This is a genomic window from Ignavibacteriales bacterium, from assembly GCA_016709155.1.
Lineage (GTDB): Bacteria > Bacteroidota > Ignavibacteria > Ignavibacteriales > Ignavibacteriaceae > JADJEI01.
In genome coordinates, this window is sequence record JADJEI010000001.1 from 1,695,311 (window position 1) to 1,719,293 (window position 23,983).

The 23,983-nt window shown below is 36.1% G+C and carries 21 protein-coding genes; 17 read left to right on the forward strand and 4 right to left on the reverse strand.

From position 1 onward, the window contains the following. Positions 1 to 35: 35 nt before the first annotated feature. The 8 genes from IPH11_08135 (at position 36) to IPH11_08170 (ending at position 10,388) form a co-directional block, all read left to right on the forward strand. Positions 36 to 635 (forward strand): hypothetical protein, encoded by a 600-nt coding sequence (locus IPH11_08135; GenBank protein ID MBK6913625.1) that lies wholly within the window; start codon positions 36 to 38, stop codon positions 633 to 635. Continuing rightward, on the forward strand, positions 619 to 2,424 hold the full coding sequence (locus IPH11_08140; protein ID MBK6913626.1) for a T9SS type A sorting domain-containing protein: 1,806 nt from the start codon (positions 619 to 621) through the stop codon (positions 2,422 to 2,424). Before IPH11_08135 ends, IPH11_08140 begins: the two co-directional genes overlap by 17 nt. After that, entirely contained in the window at positions 2,424 to 2,927 is a 504-nt protein-coding gene (locus IPH11_08145) for a TlpA family protein disulfide reductase (protein MBK6913627.1), read from the forward strand. Before IPH11_08140 ends, IPH11_08145 begins: the two co-directional genes overlap by 1 nt. Further along, positions 2,924 to 4,480, forward strand: coding sequence for a hypothetical protein (locus IPH11_08150; GenBank protein MBK6913628.1), 1,557 nt, complete (start codon positions 2,924 to 2,926; stop codon positions 4,478 to 4,480). The genes IPH11_08145 and IPH11_08150 overlap by 4 nt, the downstream gene beginning before the upstream one ends. Before the next feature lie 173 nt (positions 4,481 to 4,653). After that, positions 4,654 to 7,332, forward strand: coding sequence for an immune inhibitor A (locus IPH11_08155; GenBank protein ID MBK6913629.1), 2,679 nt, complete (start codon positions 4,654 to 4,656; stop codon positions 7,330 to 7,332). 384 nt (positions 7,333 to 7,716) lie between these two features. Beyond that, positions 7,717 to 9,072 (forward strand): PhoH family protein, encoded by a 1,356-nt coding sequence (locus IPH11_08160; GenBank protein ID MBK6913630.1) that lies wholly within the window; start codon positions 7,717 to 7,719, stop codon positions 9,070 to 9,072. A gap of 10 nt (positions 9,073 to 9,082) precedes the next feature. Further along, positions 9,083 to 9,901 (forward strand): hypothetical protein, encoded by an 819-nt coding sequence (locus IPH11_08165; protein ID MBK6913631.1) that lies wholly within the window; start codon positions 9,083 to 9,085, stop codon positions 9,899 to 9,901. A gap of 22 nt (positions 9,902 to 9,923) precedes the next feature. Next, positions 9,924 to 10,388, forward strand: a complete 465-nt coding sequence (locus IPH11_08170; GenBank protein MBK6913632.1) for a DUF4920 domain-containing protein — start codon at positions 9,924 to 9,926, stop codon at positions 10,386 to 10,388. 68 nt (positions 10,389 to 10,456) lie between these two features. Here the strand turns inward: IPH11_08170 and rpsT are convergent, their stop codons facing one another. After that, entirely contained in the window at positions 10,457 to 10,720 is a 264-nt protein-coding gene (rpsT, locus tag IPH11_08175) for a 30S ribosomal protein S20 (protein ID MBK6913633.1), read from the reverse strand. A gap of 127 nt (positions 10,721 to 10,847) precedes the next feature. Here rpsT and queE point away from each other — a divergent pair, with 127 nt between their 5' ends. From queE to IPH11_08195, 4 genes are all read left to right on the forward strand, one after another. Continuing rightward, complete coding sequence (queE, locus tag IPH11_08180) at positions 10,848 to 11,486, forward strand: 7-carboxy-7-deazaguanine synthase QueE (GenBank protein ID MBK6913634.1); 639 nt, start codon at positions 10,848 to 10,850, stop codon at positions 11,484 to 11,486. After that, positions 11,486 to 11,899, forward strand: a complete 414-nt coding sequence (locus tag IPH11_08185; GenBank protein MBK6913635.1) for a 6-carboxytetrahydropterin synthase — start codon at positions 11,486 to 11,488, stop codon at positions 11,897 to 11,899. Before queE ends, IPH11_08185 begins: the two co-directional genes overlap by 1 nt. Beyond that, entirely contained in the window at positions 11,899 to 12,765 is an 867-nt protein-coding gene (truA, locus tag IPH11_08190; protein ID MBK6913636.1) for a tRNA pseudouridine(38-40) synthase TruA, read from the forward strand. The genes IPH11_08185 and truA overlap by 1 nt, the downstream gene beginning before the upstream one ends. A gap of 224 nt (positions 12,766 to 12,989) precedes the next feature. Beyond that, positions 12,990 to 14,651, forward strand: a complete 1,662-nt coding sequence (locus IPH11_08195; protein MBK6913637.1) for a T9SS type A sorting domain-containing protein — start codon at positions 12,990 to 12,992, stop codon at positions 14,649 to 14,651. Here the strand turns inward: IPH11_08195 and uvrB are convergent. Both uvrB and IPH11_08205 read right to left on the reverse strand, forming a co-directional pair. Then, the gene (uvrB, locus tag IPH11_08200; protein MBK6913638.1) at positions 14,644 to 16,668 is read right to left on the reverse strand and encodes an excinuclease ABC subunit UvrB; all 2,025 of its coding nucleotides are present in this window, start codon (positions 16,666 to 16,668) and stop codon (positions 14,644 to 14,646) included. The two genes, IPH11_08195 and uvrB, sit on opposite strands and share 8 nt — an antisense overlap. Positions 16,669 to 16,676: 8 nt before the next feature. Next, positions 16,677 to 17,021 (reverse strand): hypothetical protein, encoded by a 345-nt coding sequence (locus tag IPH11_08205; GenBank protein MBK6913639.1) that lies wholly within the window; start codon positions 17,019 to 17,021, stop codon positions 16,677 to 16,679. Positions 17,022 to 17,123: 102 nt separating this feature from the next. Here IPH11_08205 and IPH11_08210 point away from each other — a divergent pair, with 102 nt between their 5' ends. Continuing rightward, complete coding sequence (locus tag IPH11_08210) at positions 17,124 to 17,486, forward strand: DUF423 domain-containing protein (protein ID MBK6913640.1); 363 nt, start codon at positions 17,124 to 17,126, stop codon at positions 17,484 to 17,486. A gap of 3 nt (positions 17,487 to 17,489) precedes the next feature. On the opposite strand, the gene IPH11_08215 is transcribed toward IPH11_08210, so the two are convergent. Next, entirely contained in the window at positions 17,490 to 18,863 is a 1,374-nt protein-coding gene (locus tag IPH11_08215) for a deoxyguanosinetriphosphate triphosphohydrolase (protein ID MBK6913641.1), read from the reverse strand. A gap of 109 nt (positions 18,864 to 18,972) precedes the next feature. Between IPH11_08215 and recG the strand changes: the two genes are divergently transcribed. The 4 genes from recG (at position 18,973) to IPH11_08235 (ending at position 23,982) form a co-directional block, all read left to right on the forward strand. Continuing rightward, complete coding sequence (gene recG / locus IPH11_08220; protein ID MBK6913642.1) at positions 18,973 to 21,183, forward strand: ATP-dependent DNA helicase RecG; 2,211 nt, start codon at positions 18,973 to 18,975, stop codon at positions 21,181 to 21,183. Positions 21,184 to 21,405: 222 nt separating this feature from the next. Next, entirely contained in the window at positions 21,406 to 22,461 is a 1,056-nt protein-coding gene (locus IPH11_08225) for an ATP-grasp domain-containing protein (GenBank protein MBK6913643.1), read from the forward strand. Then, positions 22,458 to 23,519 carry an ATP-grasp domain-containing protein gene (locus IPH11_08230; GenBank protein MBK6913644.1) on the forward strand — a complete coding sequence of 354 codons (1,062 nt, stop codon included), beginning with the start codon at positions 22,458 to 22,460 and terminating at the stop codon, positions 23,517 to 23,519. Before IPH11_08225 ends, IPH11_08230 begins: the two co-directional genes overlap by 4 nt. Then, on the forward strand, positions 23,494 to 23,982 hold the full coding sequence (locus IPH11_08235; GenBank protein ID MBK6913645.1) for a GNAT family N-acetyltransferase: 489 nt from the start codon (positions 23,494 to 23,496) through the stop codon (positions 23,980 to 23,982). The genes IPH11_08230 and IPH11_08235 overlap by 26 nt, the downstream gene beginning before the upstream one ends. Position 23,983 lies beyond the last annotated feature (1 nt).

Sequence of the window (23,983 nt, forward strand, 5' to 3'; positions counted from 1 at the left end):
AAATTAATTTATTCTTCATCACAGGAGATGTTGTTATGAAAAAAATTGTACTTTTAATTTCGCTGCTGGCAATTATATCAAACATAAACGCGTATGAAAAACAGTCGCTGGTTGAGCGATACACAAATTGTTCCTGCGGACCTTGCGCCGCACTGAATAATGCTTGGTATAATGCAACTACACAAGCGTTGGTAAATGCTGGTTTGATGACGCATATTGTTTACAACGTAAACTGGCCTTCCGAATATGACCCGATGTTTTTATTAAATGCAACTGATAATATCAGTCGCTGGACTTACTACGGCGTCAACTCAGTTCCCTGGGTAGATATTAATGGTACTACTTTCAACACCGGAAGCGGTGCGACTGCATTTACTAATGCTATTAATAGTGGAAATGCAGAGTATGCTCCTTTCAAAATTATTTTAACTCCCGAAAGATTTTCAAACAATGTTATTAATATTCATGTAAAAATCCTCCGCGACCCTACTGATAATACAGTGTTTGAGAAAACTAAATTAAGAGTTGCTTTAACAGAACGAGTTGTTGATTTTACATCACCACCCGGCAGCAATGGTGAAACAATGTTTTACAGCATAAGCAGAAAAATGCTTCCCGATGGGAAAAGGAACTGAGTTTGCTATACCAGCCCCGGGCGACTCGATTGAGATTGATCTTGTTTACATTCCAACTGCTGAGTTTATTGCTTCAGTTGATTTCGACAGCATACGAGTTGCAGCTTTTATTCAAAGCGATATTGACAAAGAAGTTTATCAATCAACAATGACAAATCTTGTTTATTCAAATCATATCAATGCTGCCTTTCAGGTTGATGAATATTTAGGCGCTGCTCCTTTCACAGTCACTTTTAATGATTACTCAACTGCTACGGATTCTACATCGTTAAACTCGTGGGCATGGGATTTTGATAGCAATGGAACAACCGATTCCAATGAACCTAACCCCACCTATATTTTTAATGATAATCAATCCTATTCTGTTAGTCTAACTGTTAGTGATGGATATAATTCTTACACACGCGTGATGAACAATTTTATTACTGTTCTAACTGCTTCATCAAAAACTTTAGTTGTTAATGGAATTGATTATCAAACCGATGCTTACAAAACCGAAATGGAAAATTTTTATAACAATTCTGCTTGCTATGGAAATCATAATGTTGATGTCTGGGATTTATTCGGCGACGAAGGATTTGACTTTACCTCTAACCCCAAAGTACAACAGGTTCATTTATTCAGCAGAAATATTCCAACATCAATATTAAATTTATACGATAATGTAATTTGGATTGGAAATAATTACAGCGGGGACGTTACATTTTATGATCCGAATCAAGTTATCGAATATGTGCAAAGCGGAAAGAATTTCTTATTGTCAACACGTCTTGCCAATTCATTTTTCAATACGGAGCTAAAAAATTATTGCGGGATTGATTTTTTCAGCGGTGATTTGACAGTAGCAAATTTAATTTCGCTCGACAATAATCTTGTTGATATGACTGCGGTGGGAACAAATTCATTGGTGAATTTTCCTCAACTCTCAGCCACTTCTGAAGCAGTTCCAATTTTTGATGATAATACTGGCACCAATTGGACCGGCGGATTTAAAATTAAAAAAGAAAACGAGGGCGCTTTTATTTTTATCGGCGGTCGTCCATACAGATATGAGAATGCCGCCTCCTTTGCCAATTATGATTACATAATCAGCAACTGGATGGCTCCTGCTTCTATTGATGAAGAAATTTCCCTTGATGTTGCTGTAACTTCATTAAGTGATACATTAGGCTCAGAAATGATTTTTGATATGACAGTTGTAAATATTTCTTCTGTTGAGCAAACTGTCTTTCTCGTAAGAACGTTAAATGAATTACCTTCAGGTTGGCAATCTTCACTTTGCTTCGGTGAAAATTGTTTTTCACCTGCTTTAGACAGCATTGCAAGTACCATTGAATTTGGGGTTGAACCGTTAGCCCCTGGCGATACACTTCTTACCTCTCTTCATGTTTTTCCTAATGTAACTGACGGGACAGCAAATGTCCAACTACAAATTGGTACATTTGTCAATCCCGCTGATAGAATTACTCTTGATTTTACTGCCACAGCTTCAGCCACTGCAGTGGATGACAAGCAAATTAAACCAGATCATTATTTCTTGTCGCAGAATTACCCCAACCCTTTCAATCCGTCAACAACTATTTACTATGGATTAAAAGAAGCCGGGATGGTTTCACTAAAAGTTTATAACGTGCTTGGCGCCGAGGTAGCAACACTTGTTAACGAGTATAAACCTGCCGGTAGTTTTAATATTTCGTTTGATGCTTCTACACTTTCAAGCGGGATTTATTTTTACAAACTTGTAACAAATAATTTTGCCCAGGTTAATAAAATGATACTGGAGAAATAATGCGAGTGCTCGCTGCTGTTATTTTTATCCTGACTATTTCATTCGCTGCTTTTGCTCAAGATGAAAATCAAGTTGGCAAGAAAGCTCCGAACTTCAAGCTTGAAGATACTGATGGAAACATTTTTGAACTGAACAAAGAAACCGGAAATTACCCCGTCCTGTTAAGTTTCTGGGCAACGTGGTGTAAACCGTGCATAGAGGAAATGGCAGAGTACAATAAAATATACTCCGAGTTGAAGTCGAAAGGTTTCAAAATGTTTGCTGTTTCCACCGACAACGAAAAAACTGTTTCGAAGGTAAAGCCCTTTGTTAAATCAAAGGGCTATTCTTTTCCGGTTTTGCTTGATACAAATTCCGAAGTGTCAAGAAAATATTATGCGAAAGCAATTCCATTTACAGTTCTGATTGATAAAAACGGAAACATAGTTTATACTCATCTTGGTTATATGCGCGGTGATGAAGTCCAGGTAAAGAAAAAAATAGAGGAGCTTTTAAAAAATTGATTGGATACATTTTAAACAAAAATTATATCACCAAAATATTTTTCTTTTCTTTATTATTTTTTTTAGCTGTAAAAGTTACTGCACAAGATAATGGTACAATCTTACCCGAAGGATTAGGCTTATCAAATCAACTTGAATATTCTTACGACATTGAAAAGAAACAGGAGATTCTCGAAAACTGGCTGAACGTAGATTATAACCGCGGAATTTTTTCAGCCGGTTTTCGTTTTGATTTGTTCCAGCCGAATGATCCCAACCCCTCCATCAGCCGGGGCAAAGAAAAGTTTGCAGGAATTGATTATAAATATATAACCGCAGAAATTGGCGAAGCGAAGGAAGGGCTTGATATTACTGTTGGAAATTTCTATCAGCTTTTTGGTCGGGGGCTTATAGTTAAAAGTTACGAAGATAGAAACATCAGAGTTGATAACAACTTGCTCGGTGTAAGCGTGCAGGGCAGTTACGAAAATATTATTCTTTCAGTATTCAGCGGCAGCATGGAAAATGCTCTGGCTGAAAGAAAAGATATATTGCACGCGATTGATATTGATTTTAGGAGATTCAGGCAGCTTAGAATTGGAGGAACTTTTGCTTCCAATCAACCGGAAAATGATGCTGCCGCTACACGTTTAGCTTCGCTTCGGATTCAGCAAAGCCTTGGAGATGCAGATATTTATGCCGAGTACGGAATCAAGCAGAACAATGACATTAGTAAAAATATTTTTAATGATGAAGAAAATATCATCGGGAAAGCTTTTTACGGCAATTTGAATTTCTACCACGAAAACCTTTCATTCTCCGGCGAATATAAATATTATGACAATTTTTTATTTCAGAGTGATGACGGTACAATTGTTTACAACACTCCTCCAGCATTAAAAAAAGAATATGCTTATACACTTATCAACCGCCACCCTTCGGCGCTTAATCAAAATAATGAAAAGGGTTTTTTATTTGAAGTAAACTATGACTACGATGATGATACATATTTCAATACTGCTTACAGTGAAACGAGAACTATTGGTTCATCATCACTTTTTCAAAGACAGAATAGTAACAACTCCGAATCAGGGCTGCAGTTTAGAGAAGGATACTTTCAGGCGAATCACAATCTGAATGAAAATTTTTATTTTGCTGCCGCATTTGGTTACCGTGAGGAAAAGGATACCGATACAAAAAATTTCACTCCGATACTTGAGAGCCGGTATTACTTCAATGAGATCAACACGCTTAAATTAATAATCGAACATCAAAGCACAACGAATAATATTACAAGCGAACAATATTATACCGACCTCCTATCGCTCGAGTATTTGCGTTCGCCAAGATTTAGCCTTGCGCTTGTAACGGAAATAGAAACCCGCGAACCCCAGTCCGGAAATGTTGTGCGAAGGTTGTGGGGATATTTGCAAGCCGGTTATAAACTTGGTGAGCATACTGACTTAACAATTTTATTTGGATCAAGACAAGCTGGTAATATCTGCATCGGCGGTGTCTGCCGTTTCGAACCTGAATTCCGCGGAATTGAATTTAAAATGCTTACACGGCTTTAATAATTAGTTGTGATTGCCTCAACTTAATTTTGTCACACTTAATTATTCCTAAATACTATAAGAATTGAGCGTACGAATTAACGAATGCGCTTGATTATTAACTTGGCTTTTATTGTTTAATTAAACTAATTTTCTTTCACTAATTTTTATTAACTTTTTATAAAGTGATACACATGAAAACTCTTCGATTACTCCTTCTATTTCTTTTAATAAGCACAGTTGGTTTTAGTCAAAACTACAAGCAAGTCAAAATATATTTTAACGATGCTTCTCAATTAAATCAACTGATGTCTTCTGGCTTAGAAATTGATCACGCTAAGTTTACAAAAGACAATGCCATCGTTGTATTTTTAAGCGATGAGGAATTTGCCAAGCTTCAAAACACTTCTTTCACTTATGAAATTCTCATCAATGATTGGGCAAAATATTATTCAGAACTTCCGAAGCTGAATGAAACAGAAAAACAAAGTTTTATTCAACAAAGCAAAAAAGATTATAACGTTGACGGTTTTGGTTTTGGTTCGATGGGCGGATTTTACACGCTTGCAGAAATTTATTCTAAGCTTGACTCGATGTATTTATTATATCCGAACCTCATCACTCAAAAATTTCAGATAGGTACTTCGATAGAAGGCAGACCAATGTATGCAGTAAAAATTTCTGACAACCCAAATGTGAGTGAAAGCGAGCCTCAAGTTCATTTCAATGCTCTGATTCATGCACGCGAACCCGCCGCAATGATGGCGGTTATGTACTACATGTATTATCTGTTAGAAAATTACGGCACTGATCCCGAAGCGACTTACTTAGTTGATAACAGGGAAATTTATTTTATTCCTTGTATCAATGTTGATGGTTATGAATATAACCGGCAGACCGATCCCAACGGAGGAGGTATGTGGCGCAAGAATAGAAAAAACAACGGAACCGGCTGCTGGGGGGTCGATCTCAACAGAAATTTCGGTTTTCAGTGGGGATACAACAACAGCGGTTCAAGTCCCAATTCCTGCGATGAAACTTATCGCGGCAGTTCTGCTTTCTCTGAACCTGAAACTCAGGCAATAAGAGATTTTGTTGTTGCTCATAATTTCAAAACAACTTTCAACTATCACACTTACAGCAATTTATTGCTCTACCCCTGGGGTTACATAAATCAGCCGACACCGGATGATGATATCTTTGTTGAATTTGCTAATGACATTGTTCAGTACAATGGTTATCAGCCGGGGCAGCCTCCAGCAATTTTATATGATGTAAATGGCGCTGCTGATGACTGGTTCTACGGTGAACAAGCCACTAAAGATAAAATTTTTGCTTACACCCCGGAGGTTGGCAGCACAGGCTTCTGGCCTTCTATGAGCGAAATATTTCCTCTCGCTATGGAAAATCTAAAACCAAATCTTTATTTAACCTGGGCGGCGGGTGAATTTGTTAACATGGAAAATATTTCTTTCAGTGATGATTATTTTGATGCCGGCGATAATATTGAAGTCTCAATTGGCTCGGTTAGAAATAAAGGACTAAGTGATGCATTCAGTACAAGTATTAATTTATCTTCTCCCGATCAAAATGTTATTGTTACGAATGGAACAATAAATCTTGGCGATATAGCTTCGCGAACAACTATCTTTCCAACGGGAACGCTTTCATTCTCTTTATCAAATTCTCTCGTGCCAAATGTAACGATTCCTCTTTTGTTTACCGTTTCTACCGGCAGCACAATCATGTTTGTTGATACAATAAAAGTAGTTTCGGGCACACCTGTTTTTGCTTTTGTTGATACAACAAACAACCCTTTAACTTTGTGGACGATTACCGCTACGCCGAGCAATAAGAAATGGGAAGCTACAACAACCTCATATCATTCTGCTCCTAATTCTTACACTGATAGTAAGAACGGAGATTACAATGATAATGCAACAGTAACTATGCAATTAACAAACTCAATTGATATTTCCTCTCTTACAAATCCAAGAGCAAGTTTCTGGACTAAGTATGACATTGAAAACGGATGGGACTACGGGCAGTTTGAAGTTTCAACTAACAACGGCTCAACATGGACTCCACTTGAAGGACTCTACACTAACCCCGGCACCGGTAGTTTTCAACCAAACGGTGAGCCGCTTTATGATGGAGTTCAATCTGCCTGGGTGAAGGAAGATATTGATCTTACAGGATATACGAGCAATCAATTTAAAATGAGATTTCAATTAAAGACCGATGGGGGAGTGACCGGCGATGGCTGGTACGTTGATGATATAAGTATTTTTGTTTATGGTGTTGTTCCTGTTGAGCTTACTTCATTCAACGCAAAATCAACTAACAAAGAAATCACTTTGAACTGGCAGACAGCGACTGAATTAAATAACAATGGCTTCGAAATTGAAAGATTGACTAATGCGAACAGCGGCTGGACTCGCATTGGATTCGTGATGGGCAACGGTACAACGCAGGAAATTCACAATTATAGTTTTGTTGATAAAAATCCTGTCAGCGGAATAAATTACTACAGACTAAAACAAATTGATTATGACGGAACTGTTAATCTTTCGCAGGAAGTTTCGGTTAATTTTGTCGGCGTAATAGAATATTCACTCGAGCAGAATTACCCCAACCCTTTTAATCCATCCACGAATATTTATTACTCAATTCCACAAGCTGGAAAAGTAACGCTTAAGGTTTACAATATTCTCGGTTCCGAAGTTGCAACACTTGTTGATGATGTCAAAGATTCTGGAAGACACAATGTTGAGTTTAACTCTGCAGCTAAAAATATTACCAGTGGAATTTATTTCTACACAATCACTGCCGGCAGTTTCAAACAAACCCGCAAGATGTTGATGATAAAATGATGGATTAAGTTTATCAGAAATCTCGTTGGGAATTTTGATAAAATAATTCTCTTTGCTCGCTGTTCTCCTTTATGAAAAAAGTCCCTTTTGGCGGAGGGACTTTTTTTTATTATCCTATTTATATCTTTAAAACTAAATCTAATAGTTTGCTTTTTGATTAATTCGAGTATTCTATTTTGGGAAAAGAAATGGATGTTTCCCAATCTCTAAAACAATTTTTTCAAATCTGAATTAAATCTCTTAATTTTCCAACAGAATAAATTACTTTTGCATAGCAAAAAACAGGAGTTCTAATTTTTGAATTTATTTATCCGTGGGCTTCTTTCTAATTCATTAAAAAAATCATTTATCATTTAACCATTCCCCCCATCATTCAGTCATTAAATGAAAAAACAAAAAAGCAGAATTAAAACCCCCAAGATTTTTATTCTTGACACAAACGTGATTCTCCACGATGCAACAAGCATTAATCAATTTCAGGAAAATGATGTTGTAATTCCGCTTCCTGTAATTGAAGAACTTGATCATTTTAAACGAGGCAGTCAAATCATAAATCTGAATGCACGGGAGTTTGCCCGAACACTTGACTCGCTTACCGGCACGGCACTTTTCAACGGCGGAATTCAAATGGGAAAAGGACGAGGCAAACTTCGTATTGCTATTTCGCGCGGGCTTTCTTCAGAGATTAAAGAAATTTTTAGGGAAGATACTCCCGATCACAGAATTCTCAGTATTGCAAATGACTGGCATAAAAAACTTTTGAATCAGACATCGGTCATACTTGTTACAAAAGATGTTAATCTGCGAATGAAGGCAAAAGCTCTTGGCATTCCTGCAGAAGATTATACCACCGATAGGATTGAAAGTATCGAAGAACTCTACAGCGGAAAAGAAATTGTTGAAGAAGTCCCGGACGAATTGATACTTAATATTTTTCAGCCGCCTTTTGAAATTCCTGCCGAAAAATTTTTGAAGAAATTAAAAATTGAGCCCGTCCCAAATAAATATTTTATACTTCGAAACGCCAATAGGTCTATTCTCGCCTACTTAGACCAGGAAATGAAAACATTTTCACGCGTGGATAAGAATTTAATTTATGGAATAAAACCGCGAAATGCCGAACAAACTTTTGCGGTTGATGCCTTAACTAAAAACGATATTCAACTTGTTTCGATGACCGGTAAAGCCGGAACAGGAAAAACTTTGCTCGCCTTAGCAAGTGCGCTTCAAGTTCGGAAAAATTACAGGCAAATTTTTATTGCACGCCCTGTTATTCCACTAAGCAATAAAGATATTGGCTACCTGCCCGGAGATGTTGAAAGTAAACTTGCACCTTATATGCAGCCGTTGTGGGATAACCTAAAAGTGATTCAGGATCAATTTCCTGAAACAGATAAGCAGCATCAACTGATCGATACGATGATCAAAGACGAAAAACTTGTTATTGAACCGCTTTCATATATTCGCGGGAGAAGTTTACAAAGAATATTTTTTATCGTAGATGAAGCGCAAAATCTTACTCCGCACGAAATTAAAACAATAATTACCCGTGCTGGCGAAGGTTCTAAAATTGTATTTACAGGGGACATCTATCAGATTGATCATCCTTACCTCGATGCACAATCTAATGGATTATCTTTTCTCATTGATAAATTTAAAGGACAGAAACTTTACGCTCATATCAATCTCGTAAAAGGTGAGCGTTCAGCACTTGCTGAACTTGCGAGCAACTTATTATAAAAGGAGTATTATGAAAAACTTAAAAATATTTTTAGCAATTTTAATCACATCAATTCTACTTTCAGGCTGCTTAAAAATCAGAACTCTGATTAACGTTAATCAAGACGGTACCGGCACTATTGAGGAAACTGTTTTAATGAAAAGTGAATTTGTAAATATGATGAAAGAATTCGCTGATCAAATGAATACAGACGGAAGTAAAAAAGATTTTTCACTGTTCAACAAAGACGAGCTGGCTAAAAAAAGTTCCGACTATGGCAAAGGTGTTTCTTTTCAATCCGGTAAGTTGATCAGGGAAAAAAACTTTGAGGGATTTACGTCTGTTTATTCTTTTAAAGATATCAATCAATTAAAACTAAACCCCGATCCGGAAGGCAAAATGGATTTTGGATTTGGCAGCGATGAGGAAAAACCAGCACCCGAAACAAATAGTTTGCTGACTTTTAAATTCTCAAAAGATAATCCTTCAAACCTTGTCGTGAAATTTCCAAAATCTTTTATGGAAGATGATTCCTCCGGGGAGAACTCTGATACGGAAGAAACTGCTCCTTCGGGAAATGATGCCAAGATGAAAGAATTTCTCGCCGATATGGAAATGGACTTGTCAATTAATTTTAATGGCGAAATTAAAGAAACAAATGCCAGCCTTGTTGAAGGCTCTAAGGTTACTTTAATCCATTTCGAATTTGGAGAGCTTCTTAATAATGAAGCAGCACTAAAAAAATTGGGCAGTAAAAAGCCAAAGTCAATCGAGGAATTCAAAGAATTAACTAAAGATATAAAAGGAATGAAGATTGAATTCAATGATGAAATCTTCATTAAATTCTAATCATAAAACAAAGGGAATCAAAATGAAAAACATTTTATTATTCATCTTTCTATCATTGTTTCTGATGCAGTTTACTTCTTTCGCTCAGATAGAAAAATACGGTCGCGATATTGCAATTCAGGAAAAGACTAATATTTCTGAAATTCTTTCTGACCCGTCTGATTTTGAAGGACAAACTGTTTTGGTCGAAGGAAAAATAAATGATGTTTGCCCATCCGCCGGCTGCTGGATGATTTTAGAGAGCGATAAAGAAGGACAAGAAATAAAAATAAAAGTTAAAGACGGCGATATTGTTTTTCCGCAGGAAGCAATTGGCAAAACTGCTCTCGTCGAAGGAACAGTTTATAAGATTGAACTAACACAGGAGGAAGCTGTTGAATATTATTCTCACGTTGCCGAAGAAAAAGGAGAGGATTTTGATCCCGCATCTGTTACGGGCGCAGTAACCTTATTTCAGATTAAAGGATTGGCGGCGGAAATAAGATAGGACTAAATTTTTAGGTAACAAAAAAGGCTGTCCATTCGGGCAGCCTTCTTTTTAAATATCAACAAAACTTATTTAGTCGCAGTTAATTTATTAAGATGCTTGGTTAGTCTTGATTTTCTTCTCGCCGCAGTGTTCTTATGAATCTTTCCTTTCGTAGAACTTCTGTCAAGAGTTGCAACAGTTTCTTTGTATAATTTCTGAACTTCATCTTTATCACTGGATGTTAGAGTCTTTTTTACGAGTGTTTTCATTTTCGATTCGTTCATTTTATTAACCAATTTTTTCTTTAAAGATGATCTTGATCTTTTTTTTGCAGATGGATGATTAGCCATTAAAAATTTTTTCCTTATTGATTGTTAAAAACTGCTGCAAATATATCCATTACCTCATTTGATTGCAAATTTATGTTTAGTAATTTGAAGCCCGATTTTACAGGTTATTCTAAATTCACATCAGTTTATGATTAAAGTAAACGAAATATTTCTCTCGATTCAAGGCGAAAGCTCACGCGCCGGATTGCCTTGCGTTTTTGTCAGACTTACCTATTGTAATCTTCGCTGCTCTTATTGCGATACAGAATATGCTTTTTACGAAGGCAGTGACTTCTCAATTGACAAAATTGTTAATAGAATAAAAAGTTATAATTGTAATCTTGTCGAGATCACCGGCGGCGAACCATTGATGCAAAATGAATGTTTGGACTTAATGAAAAAACTTTGTGAATCCGGTTTTGATGTATTGCTCGAAACCAGCGGAAGTTTGCCTATCGATAGTGTTGACTCTCGTGTGATGATTATTATGGATTTGAAATGTCCTTCCTCTGGAATGCTGAAAAAAAACCTTTATACTAATATTAGGTTTCTAAAAAAGAATGATGAAGTAAAATTTGTTATTGGTAACCGTGAAGATTATGAATGGTCGAAAGAGATTATCTCGAAGTATGAATTAAAGAGAAAATGCAGGATACTTTTTTCAGTTGTGTTTAGTACTCTCGAACCGGTCACTTTAGTCAACTGGATATTAGAAGATAAGCTTGATGTACGATTTCAATTACAGATGCATAAATTTATCTGGCATCCTGAAACGAAAGGGGTATAATGAAAATAGCTAAAGAATTTCGCTGGGAAATGGGACACCGTTTACCGGATCATTTTGGCCTTTGTAAAAATATTCATGGTCATTCCTACAAAATGATTGTCGAGTTTGATGGCGACCTGAACAACGATCAGATGGTAATTGATTATTACGATGTTGAAAAAATTATTAATCCGATACTTGAAAAACTTGATCACGCATTTATGGTTAATAAGCAAGATGAAATGGTGATTGATTTTTTAGAAAAAATAAAATCTAAAAAAGTTGTTGTGGACTTTCATGCAACTGCTGAAAACATTTGCAATTATTTTTTAGACCGAATTAAAAAATCATCGCTGCCGTCAAACATTCACGCCATAAAAGTTAAAGTGTTTGAAACGCAGTTCGATTATGCAGAAGAATCTGTTAAACTATAATGAATGACTTTTATAAGAAGAAAAGCCGGGGAAAGTACAAACAAGAGAATTTTCCGCACACTCAGCATCAAAAAATAAATACTCAATCAAACAATCGCTTTCAACTTTGCATCGAATACGAAGGAACACGCTACAGCGGCTGGCAGAGGCAGGAAAACGCTCGCACAGTTCAAGGTGAATTATTCAAAGCTGCACGCGAAATTTTTGGTGAAAATAATTTTGATATTCAGGGGGCGGGAAGAACCGACAGCGGAGTTCACGCACTTTGCCAGGTTGCTCATCTCGAAGTACAAACAATGCTTGCCCCCGAAATAATAAGAATAAAAATGAATGACTTGCTTCCTCACGATATTAATATTTTGGAGATAAAAAAGACATCAAAAACTTTTCATGCACGGCACGACGCAGTTAGACGAAGTTACATTTACCAAATATCAAGGAGAAGAACAGCCTTTGGTAAAAATTATGTTTGGTGGGTAAAAGATAAACTTGATTTTAATTCAATGAATGAAGCTGCAAGATTATTTGTCGGCATGCACGATTTTATTTCATTTGCTGAAAAAGACCCGCTCGAAAAATCAACTAAAGTTCTAATTGAAGATATTCAAGTTTTAGAAGAAGGCAATTTAATTTTAATACGAATTGTAGGTTCTCATTTTCTCTGGAAAATGGTTAGAAGAATTGTCGGAGTTTTAGTTGAAGCAGGAAGAGGGAAATTGACTCCGCAGCAAATTATTATTTGGTTGAACATTAAATCAAGCGAACCCGCAAAATATACAGCCCCACCCTCGGGACTCTTTTTAGAAAAAGTTGTTTATAACAATGAAACTCTTCCTAAAGATTTTTCTTCAACAGTAAAAATTTAGAATTTAGATTTCTTTCAACAAAACAAGAATTAATAAACACTAAAAAAATTGCTTGACTCTTAAGTTAAAAATGCCTATTAATTAGCAGTAAATAATTACTGTTTTGAGATATTGATGAATAATCAAACTTACTCTGAAAGTATTTTCACTCCTATTAATATTGCTCAGATACAGTACCTGATAGAAAGTTTTCATTCGGCAACAATTTGTGGAGGATAATCGCGATGAAAAAATCACTGCTTACTGCTTTAATTCTTCTTCTCAGCCTCACCTTCATACAGGCACAAAACAAAAGCGTATCAAGTAATTCAACAAACAAAATCACCACCAATGATGATTATAACTACATTGCTATCAACCAAATGAAAATGTGGATTGGGAATAATGGATCGGGCTCCCACCATCCTAGCACAGATGGAGCTGGTCTTCTTTGGCCCGGCGGTGAAGACGCCGCTTTGAATCTTGTCTATGCCGATGGATTATTATGGGGGGGCTATGTCGGAGATAGTCTATTCGTAAACGGAAACACATTCAGGTATGGATTACAGTCCGGTAAAATTTTAAGTACTGGTTTAGCTGATGACCCCTCTCTTTCTAAATACAGAGTTTTTAAAATTCGGAAAGATTGGGAAGACTTGCCCTTTGGTGAAACAAGAGATCAATATCAAAAAGATTATCTCGAATGGCCCGTGGGTGATGGCGCTCCATTTTATGATTCAAATAATGATGGGGCTTATACAGCCGGAATTGATCAACCGTTATTCCTTGGAGATGAACAGTTATGGTGTGTAATGAATGATATGGATCCGAGCAGAACATCATACACATTCGGAACGGGTCCAATTGGCTTAGAAGTTCAGTTGACTGTTTACGGTTTTAGTACTTCAAGTATTTTGCAAAATGTTCTATTTAAGAAATACAGAATAATTAATAAAAGTCAAAACACAATTAATGATATGTTCTTTGGTTATTGGTCTGATCCCGATTTAGGATCTTTGGGTGATGATTATGTTGGCTGCGATACTTTGCTAAATCTTGCTTACTGCTATAATGCTGACAATGATGATAATGGTTATTATGGAATGAATCCACCGGCAGTTGGCTACGTGCTTTTACAGGGACCTACAATTAAGAGTTCTTTAGAAGACTCAACAAAAATTAATTATAATTGGATTAAGGGAATTAGAAGTCTTCCCATGGCTTCGTTTGTTTTATACCTACCAACTTGGTATCCAGAACCCCCAGGCAGCGGTAGTTTTTTCTATTACAATAATTTAAAAGGATTATTGGGATGGAATGGCTCCCTTATTATTAATCCATTAACAAACCTTTCGACTAAATTCGCAGTACCAGGTGATCCATTAACTGGAACGGGATGGACAGAAGGAGAAGGTTGGCCAGGTGGACCGCCTCCAGATGACAGAAGGATGTTGATGGGAAGCGGACCTATCGCAATGGCGCCTGGGGATACGCAGGAAGTTGTTATCGCTATCATTGCTGCTCAGGGCTCTGATAATTTACAAAGTGTGGCTGAGTTAAAGAATACTGCGAGGACCGTTCAATACTTTTATGATAACTATACCCCTGAATTAGTTAACATAAAATATGAGCCTCCCCTGCCCGAGTTTTATTATCTATCACAAAACTATCCCAATCCTTTTAATCCAACTACCTTCATCAATTATGAATTGCCAATAAATGGTTTTGTCTCTTTAAAAGTTTTTGATGTTTTGGGAAGGGATGTTGCAACGCTTGTTAATGAAGAAAAATCTGCTGGGGAGTATCAAGTTGAGTTTTCTTCTGAAAATCTTTCAAGTGGAATTTATTTTTATACTTTGAATTCCGGTGCTTATACAAAAACCAGAAAAATGATGGTACTCAAGTAGTCTGTTCCATTTGCTTTTTCAGACGGTTTATTTCATCGCGGAGAAATGCAGCTCGCTCGAAGTCTAAATCTTTTGCTGCTTGTTTCATTTCTGTTGTCATTTGCTCAATTAAATCTTTTTTCTGATCAAGACTCATATATTTTAAAATCGGCTCAGCTACTTTTGAAAATGAGTAATCAACTTTGTCTTCTTTCTTTCTGATTGAAGCAAGTGAAGTAGAGTTCATAATCTCCTCTACCGATTTATATATTGTCTGCGGCGAGATACCATTTACTTCATTGTATTTTGTTTGTAATAATCGGCGGCGATTGGTTTCATTTATAGTTTTCCTCATCGAGTCTGTAATTTTATCCGCATACATAATTACTATTCCATTTACATTTCGTGCAGTCCTCCCTGCGGTCTGCATTAAGGATCTTTCACTTCGTAAAAATCCTTCCTTGTCTGCATCAATGATAGCAACCAGCGAAACTTCCGGTAGATCGAGCCCCTCCCTTAAAAGATTAACCCCCACCAAAACATCAAAATCACCGAGACGCAGATCGCGAAGTATTTCAACTCTTTCAAGCGCTTCAACATCACTGTGGATGTATCGAACTTTTATTCCAATCTTGTCAAGATAATCTGAAAGATCTTCCGCCATTTTTTTTGTAAGTGTGGTTACAAGTATTCGTTCATTTTTTTCAACACGAATTCTTATCTCTGCAATCAGATCATCTATTTGTCCTTTTATTGGTCTCACTTCAATTTTGGGGTCAAGCAAGCCGGTTGGACGAATTATTTGCTCAACAAAAACCCCGCCTGATTTTTCAAGCTCATAATCTGCAGGAGTTGCGCTGACAAAAATAACTTGATTCATAAGCGCTTCGGTCTCTTCAAATTTCATTGGGCGATTATCAAGTGCGGAAGGTAGCCTGAAACCAAATTCAACTAAAGCTTCTTTACGGGAGCGATCACCATTATACATCGCGCGAAGCTGCGGCATGCTAACATGGGATTCATCAATAATTAAAAGAAAATCTTTTGGGAAGTAATCGAATAAGGTGTATGGACGCGAGCCGGGCAGCCGACCATCCATGTGACGCGAATAATTTTCTATGCCGGAGCAATAGCCAATTTCTTTCATCATCTCAATATCGAATCTTGTGCGTTGTTCAAGCCGCTGTGCTTCTAAATATTTTTCCTGACTGTTGAAATATTTTAAGCGTTCATCAAGTTCTAATTCGATATTATAAATTGCTTTTTGAAGTTGATCTCTGTTGGTTACGAAATATTTTGCCGGATAAATTGCAGTTGAATCAACTTTGCGCAATACATCACCGGTGATAGAATCAATAATAGATAGTTCTTCAATTTCATCGCCCCAAAATTCAATTCGGATTGCTTCTTCATTTTGATATGCGGGAATAATTTCGACAACATCACCGCGCGCACGAAATGTGCCGCGCATAAACTCAGAATCATTTCTTACAAAATGAATATCAACCAGCTCGCGCAGAAATTTTTTTCGGTTAAGCTGCTCGCCTTTTTTTAGAATGATAATTTGATTCGCATATTCCTGCGGCGCACCGATTCCATATATGCAGCTCACGCTTGCAACAACAATGACATCCCGTCGTCCTTCTATTAATGAAGTTGTTGCTTTCAACCGAAGGCGGTCAATTTCTTCATTGATGGAAAAATCTTTTTCGATATAAAGATCGCGTGAAGCAACGTAAGCTTCGGGCTGATAGTAATCGTAGTAGCTTATAAAAAACTCAACTGCATTGTTCGGGAAATAAGATGCAAATTCTGAATAGAGCTGTGCAGCAAGTGTTTTATTATGTGAAATAATCAGAGTGGGTTTATTTAACTTAGCAATTACGTTCGAGATCGTAAATGTTTTACCACTGCCCGTAACACCAAGCAATGTTTGGAATTTTTCTCCACTAATTATTCCGTTAGTTAATTGCTTTATTGCTTCCGGTTGATCACCCGTTGGGGAATATTTAGAGACAAGTTCAAATTTTTTTTCCATTCAAAAAATCAATCTAAAATTTCTGATGCATGAAAATGATCAGAATGTAGATGACCGCTTAATTTAATTGTAGTCCTCTTTGAAAGATCCGATGCAGAAATAAACGGAGCTTGAACAAGATATTCCATTCCGCTTTTATCAACACCATAAAATGTAGTTATGCCATTAGCCTGATCTTCAACTATTTCTTTTGATTGAACAATTCCAATCAGTATTTCTTTATTAGCTGAATTGTTAGTATCAAAAGCAGAGAATAAACCGAGTTCATCTTTCGGCGCAAAATATAGAAGATAGATAACTGCAATTACAGCTAAAACAAGCATAGGTAAAATTAATTTTTGTAATGATTTCATTTTGCATCTTTTAGTTATTAAAATTGAATTGTTAAAATTAATAAAATTTGATTAACACACAGTTAAAAATGTCATTCCATACTTTCAAGAACAAGGTTAAAAATGAAAGATAATTTCTGGGTAGTAATTGGTGGAATTTTTGGTTTCACTGCTGTGGCGCTTGGCGCATTTGGGGCGCATAGTTTAAGAAATGTTTTAAATAATGAAATGCTGGAGATTTATAAAACAGGAGTTCTGTATCATTTGATTCACTCTGTTATAATTGCTTCGATTGGTTTGTTTGGCAATACTAAATATAATTTATCGGCTTGGTTTTTATCAATTGGGATAATTTTATTTTCCGGATCGCTTTATGCTTATTCAATCAGCGCGATAAAAATTTTTGCGATGATAACACCAATAGGCGGGATTAGTTTTTTGATTGGATGGTCGTTAATAATTATCTCCTCACTAAAAAAAAATTGAAACTTACTTAACCGTTCTTCCGCCGGGCAGTGAAATTCCTTTTAATTTTCTGAAGAGAGAAACAGCGAACGAATCTGTCATTCCGGAAACAAAGTCAATTATCATTTGCAGTCTATCGTAAACTTCCACTTGAACTTCAGATGTTGGGACTCGAAATTCTATCGGCAGCAAATTCAAAATTGTTCTGTTCCTGTTCGATATTTTACCATCGGAAAGGTCATTAGCAGCTTCGATAAAAATATCAAGAAGCCCGCCGAGCACTTCGTAACCGGCAGCTTCACGTTCAACTACAATCTGATTGCGGTAAATTTTTTCCACAGAAATGTTTTTAATTAACTCAAGTTGATTGGAGGAGGGAATAATCGCAATCAACTCGGACTCAAAATTTCCATTTAAAATATTTTCTTCCTCCTCAAGAAATACTTCTGTTATTTCTGAAACTAAACTACCGATAACTTTAGCGCGCAAGTAGCCGATTTTATCGTTGTTGCTTCTATTTGAATAATTGATTGATTCTGATTTTATGAAGGGAAGGAGAAAATTTTCTGTCTCGGCGAACGAAAGTAAACCAAGACGAAATCCATCTTCAAGATCCATGATGCGGTAACAAATATCATCGGCAGCTTCAACTAAAAAGGCAAGCGGGTGCCTGTTCCACCACAAATTATTTGTTGAACTGACTTTCGTTTCAAGTTGAACAGCTTGCGCAACCTCTTTGAATAAATTTTTTTCTGATTGAAAAAATCCGAACTTGCTGTAAATATTGTTTGAGAGTTTCTCGCCGGCAGAAGTAGTAAATGATTCTTTCGGATATTTTGTTAAAGCTCCAAGCACAGCGTAGGTTAGTCTTAGCCCTCCCTTGTTATATTGATTTTGAAGTTTGGTAACTAATCTGAATCCCTGTGCATTTCCTTCAAACTTAGAAATATCAGTCCACTGCTTTTTATTTAAAATATTTTTGTATTGAATTCCATTGCCGCTTTTAAAATATTCTGCAATTGCATCTTCACCCGAATGACCAAAAGGAGGATTGCCAATATCATGCGCCAAACAAGCAGCAGCAACGATCTCGCCAAAATGAAATTGTGTAAACAACGAACGAAGATTTTTCCTTCTCTGTAAAATTTTTTCGCCGACAAAATTGCCAAGTGATCTGCCGACGCATGAAACCTCGAGGCTGTGGGTTAATCTCGTATGAACAAAATCACTTTCGGGTAATGGAAAGACCTGCGTCTTATCCTGCAATCTTCTGAAAGCAGAACAAAAAACTATTCGGTCAAAGTCTCTCTGAAAATCACTTCTGCCATTGAGTGATTGAACATCCTCATTAAGAGGCTCACCAATTCTATTTCGCGATAGAAGTTTTTCCCAGTTCAATCTTTTTTCCTAAAATTATTTATTAAATGTTAATACAAAGTTATTACAAAGCAAATTACAAATGAAAGCTGCTTTGTTATTTGAATATTGTTGAACTATTTTTCAAGCAATGAAATCTGAAAACGAAAAATTACTTGAGCAGTCGGTTCAATTTATAAAATCGGTAGGACCGAAACGTGCAGATTCATTTGCCAAAATTGGCATAAGGACTGTTCGAGATCTATTATTCTATTTTCCATCGCGCCATCTGGATAGAACGACAACATTGACTTCTGCTAAAGCCTATCAATATCTTTTAAATGGTTACGATGGTGAAATTACCGTGATAGGTAAAGTCGCAGATAATGAAAAAATAAAATTCGGTGCTAAAGAATTATTCAAGGTTCATTTTAAAGATGCCTCCGGGTTTTTTGAATGTGTTTGGTTTCAGGGAATAAAATATTTTGAACATTATTTTAAGGAAGGTGAAATCTTTGCTGTTTCAGCAAAACCCACTTTGTCAAAATACGGTAACCTTCAATTCACCCATCCCGACTTTGATAAAATTTCCGAAGAAGAATCCCAAAGTTTTTTAAATACCGGAAAGATCATTCCCTTCTACAGAATTCCGAAAGAGCTCCGCCAAACAAATATTGGTGATTTAAGCTTAAGGAAAATTATAAGTCATTGCGTTGAGCAATATGCCGATAACTTAGAAGAAACGCTTCCTGACGAAGTTGTTAAGTTAAATGATCTTCTTCCCCTGAATAGTGCTGTAAAATATTATCACTTCCCCGAAAGCAGCACGCATTTAAATTCAGCGGTAAAACGATTTAAGTTTGAGGAAATTTTCTACATTGAAATATTAGTTGCGCTGCGCCAGTACAATTATAAAAATAAATTAAGCGGCAACGCAATGAAGATTAATACTTCGCTTATATCGGATTTTTTGAAAACACTGCCATTTGAATTAACAAAAGCACAGTTGAAAGTTTTAACTGAAATAAAAAATGACATGCTCAACGATAAACCGATGAACAGACTTTTGCAGGGTGATGTTGGAAGCGGGAAAACAATTGTTGCATTAATTTCAATGCTTATTGCAATTGATAATGGATTTCAGTGTGCTTTTATGGTCCCAACCGAAATATTAGCAGATCAGCATGCAAAAAATATTTCAGCAATGATGAATAAACTTTGCCAATTACATCCCGCAAAAAAAATAAAGGTCAGTTTAGTTCTTGGAGGGCAAAAAAAATCTGAACGCAGCCGCATAATGAATGAGATAGAGTTTCAGGAAGCTGATATAATAATCGGTACACATGCTTTGTTTGAAGAAAAAATTAACTTTAAAAATCTCGGACTTGTGATTATTGATGAGCAGCATCGTTTCGGAGTTGCTCAACGAGCACGGTTGTTATCAAAAGGGAAAACACCGGACACAATCGTAATGAGTGCAACACCTATTCCCCGAACACTCTCGATGACTGTATATGCTGATCTTGATCTTTCAACAATTGACGAAATGCCCAAAAACAGAAAACCGATAAAAACAATTTTACGAAGCGAAAAAAAACTGCCGGACATTTATAAATTTATTATTGATAAGCACAAGGAAGGATATCAATCTTTTATTGTTTATCCCCTTGTTGAGGAATCTGAAAAATTAGAATTGAAAGCAGCGCAGACATTTTTTGAAGAACTTAAAAAAACTTATTTAAAAGATTTGAAGCTCGGACTAATTCATGGTAGAATGAGCTGGCAGGAAAAAGAAGAAGCAATGCTGCTGTTTCTATCTAAAAAATTTGATGTGCTTGTTGCTACTACAGTCATCGAGGTCGGCATAGATATTCCGGATGCAAACATAATTTTAATTAATGATGCTCACCGGTTTGGTTTATCTCAACTTCATCAATTGCGCGGACGGGTAGGCAGAAGTGATAAGCAGGCATATTGTATTCTCGTTACAAAAGATGAACTGGTTAGATGGAATGATAGTTTAAATCTCAACTTCGAATATCTTCCAAGTGCACAAATAGAAAAAAATAAAACAATATTACGGCTTCAAACTATTGTGAAACATATTGATGGATTTAAAATAGCCGAGGCTGATCTTAAACTTCGAGGACCGGGTGATATTTTCGGAACAAAGCAAAGCGGATTGCCCGAGCTAAAACACATTGACATAGTGAATGATGGAAAGATAATATCAGAAGCCAAACACAGTGCTTTCAGCATTGTTATCAAAGATCCGCATCTCAACAATACCTCTAACAAAGTCATACGAAAAAATTTAGTCGAGCATTATAAAGATAGTCTCGAGTATTCGAAGATCGCTTAAAACAAATTTAACCTGAAGATAATTCCTTACCACACCCTTGCATAGAATTATTTTTTAAATAAAATTAGAAGTGAAAAAAAAATAATTATTTATTTCGAGCGACAAAAAAAAATTTCGAATGTTCTTTTTACAACTTGATGTTGAATTAGAAATATTAATAACTATATTTGCAACAAAAAAAATAAAGGATAAAATATTTTATCAGACTTGTTTAATTCTCGATTGAAAGTTGCATTAGCCTTCAATGTAAAACCAGAAAGTGAAACTTTCTCCCAAATCGTACCCCCTTTTCTGAACTCAGCCGAAGCAGCACAAAAAAAATCTGTAGATACCTATGCCGAATGGGATACCTGGGAAACAATCTCTGCCGTTAAAAACGCACTCGAGGAGTTTAATGATATCCAAATGATCGAAGCGGACGAAAACGCATTCGAAAAGTTCCGGCAATCAGAAGTGGATATAGTATTCAACATAGCTGAGGGTATGAATGGCATAAGCCGCGAGGCTCAAATCCCGGCAATGCTTGATATGTTGAAGATTCCTTACACTGGTTCTGATCCTTTGACACTTGCAACCTGTCTTGATAAATCCCGCACTAAAGAAATTTTATCTTATTATAAAATTCCGAACTCACCTTTTCAATTGATTGAAAGTTTATCTCAACTGAAAAAAAATAAATTAAAATTTCCGCTAATTGTTAAACCAATTTCGGAAGGGTCGAGCAAAGGGATATTTTCTTCTTCTTTCGTTAGTAACCAAAAAGAATTGAACGATGAAGTGGAAAGAATAATGAATGAGTATAATCAGCCGGCGCTTGTAGAAGAATTTTTACCGGGGAAGGAATTTACAGTTGCGATTTTAGGAAACGGTAACGAAGCAATGGCACTTCCAATAGTTGAAATTAATTATTCTGAATTTCCTGAAGATATCGTTCCCATTTATTCTTATGAAGCAAAATGGATTCTTGACACAAAAGAAAATCCGTTAAATGTTTTCACATGTCCGGCTGCTGTTGATAAAGTAACTGAAGAAAAAATAAAATCAGTAGCACTGAGAGCTTTTAAAGTTCTCAACTGTAAAGATTGGAGCCGCGTTGATATAAGAATGGATAATGAAAACGAACCGAATATAATAGAAATAAATCCTTTGCCGGGAATACTTCCGAATCCTGAAGAAAATTCTTGTTATCCTAAAGCTGCACGTACTGCAGGTTTAAATTATAATGAAATGATTAACAAAGTTTTATTGGCAGCTGCAAGGAGATACAGGCTGCTTTGAAAACAAAAGCAAAAATATTAATCTGCTACAATTCCCCATTTAGCATTTACCCGGTTTATAACGGCAAACCGACGGATGATGGTGGAAAAATAAATGATCTTTCAGAAAGTGGATTTGCAAATGAAATTGAAAAAATAAGACGATCACTTCAAAATCATTTTGCTATTGTTGAAACTCTTCCAATTGATAAGAATGTTGCCGAAGTAATTAAACAAATAAATTTATCTGCGCCTGATATTATTTTTAATTTTGTCGAATCTGTTGAGGGGGTTTCTTCATACGAATATTGTATGACCGGACTGTTTGAACTTCTCGGATACAATTACACCGGCAACGAACCATCAACCCTGGGTAACTGCTTGAACAAAGCCCGGACAAAAAATATTTTATATTCATATGGAATTAATACCCCGAGATATTTTACAATTTCGCGGGACGATAAAGTATCTGAAAGAAATTTCAAGTTGAATTTTCCAGTCATCCTTAAACTACTTAATGAAGATGCTAGCATCGGCATCTCTGAATTTTCTGTCGTTGCAAATTTTAGGGACTTTAAAAAACAACTGCAATTTTTGTTTGAAACCTATAATCAAACAATAATCGTTGAAGAGTTTATAGAGGGAAGGGAACTTAATGTAGCAATACTCGGCGATCAAGTGCTGCCAATCTCAGAAATAATATTTAATGGATTACCAAGCAACCTCCCCCAAATTGTAACGTATGATGGAAAATGGATTGAGGGAAGTGTGTATTATAATTATACTAAACCTAATTGTCCTGCAAAACTTTCTATCAAAACAAAAAAGAGAATTGAAACGACTGCATTAGCTGCTTATCATGCGATGAATTGCAGAGATTATGCAAGAGTTGATATAAGATTAAACAACAAAAATATTCCTTATGTCATAGAAGTAAATCCCAACCCGGATATCTCAACTGATTCGGGATTTGCGAGAGCTGCTGCAGCGGCTGGAATTAATTACGAAAAATTATTAAGCACAATTGCCGGTTTGGCATTGGCGAGAAAAACAAATGATACGCAAAATCAAGCCGTCTGACGCGACAAAAATTGAAAATATTTTAACAAGGACACCTAACTTCACATATAACGAAGTAGACGTGGCAATGGAATTAATAAATATTGCCATTTCAAATCCGGCTCAAACTGATTATCATATTTTTGTATCTGAAAAGGATGGTGAAGTTTTAGGATATCATTGCATAGGTAAACGTCCCTTAACCGATGGTGTGTTTGATTTATACTGGATAGTATCAGACCAACTATCGGGAGTAAAAGGTATCGGAAAAAGTTTGCTGCAAAACGCAGAAGAATTTTTAATTCAAAATAAAGGAAGATGGCTGCTTGCTGAAACCTCTTCCAGAGAAAACTATAGTGCAACAAGAAATTTTTATTTCAGAAATAATTACTCGATTATTTCGGAGATAAAAGATTTTTATAGCGTTGGAGATCATCTCCTTGTTTTCGGAAAATACTTTACACAGAAACAAACTGAGGAATAAT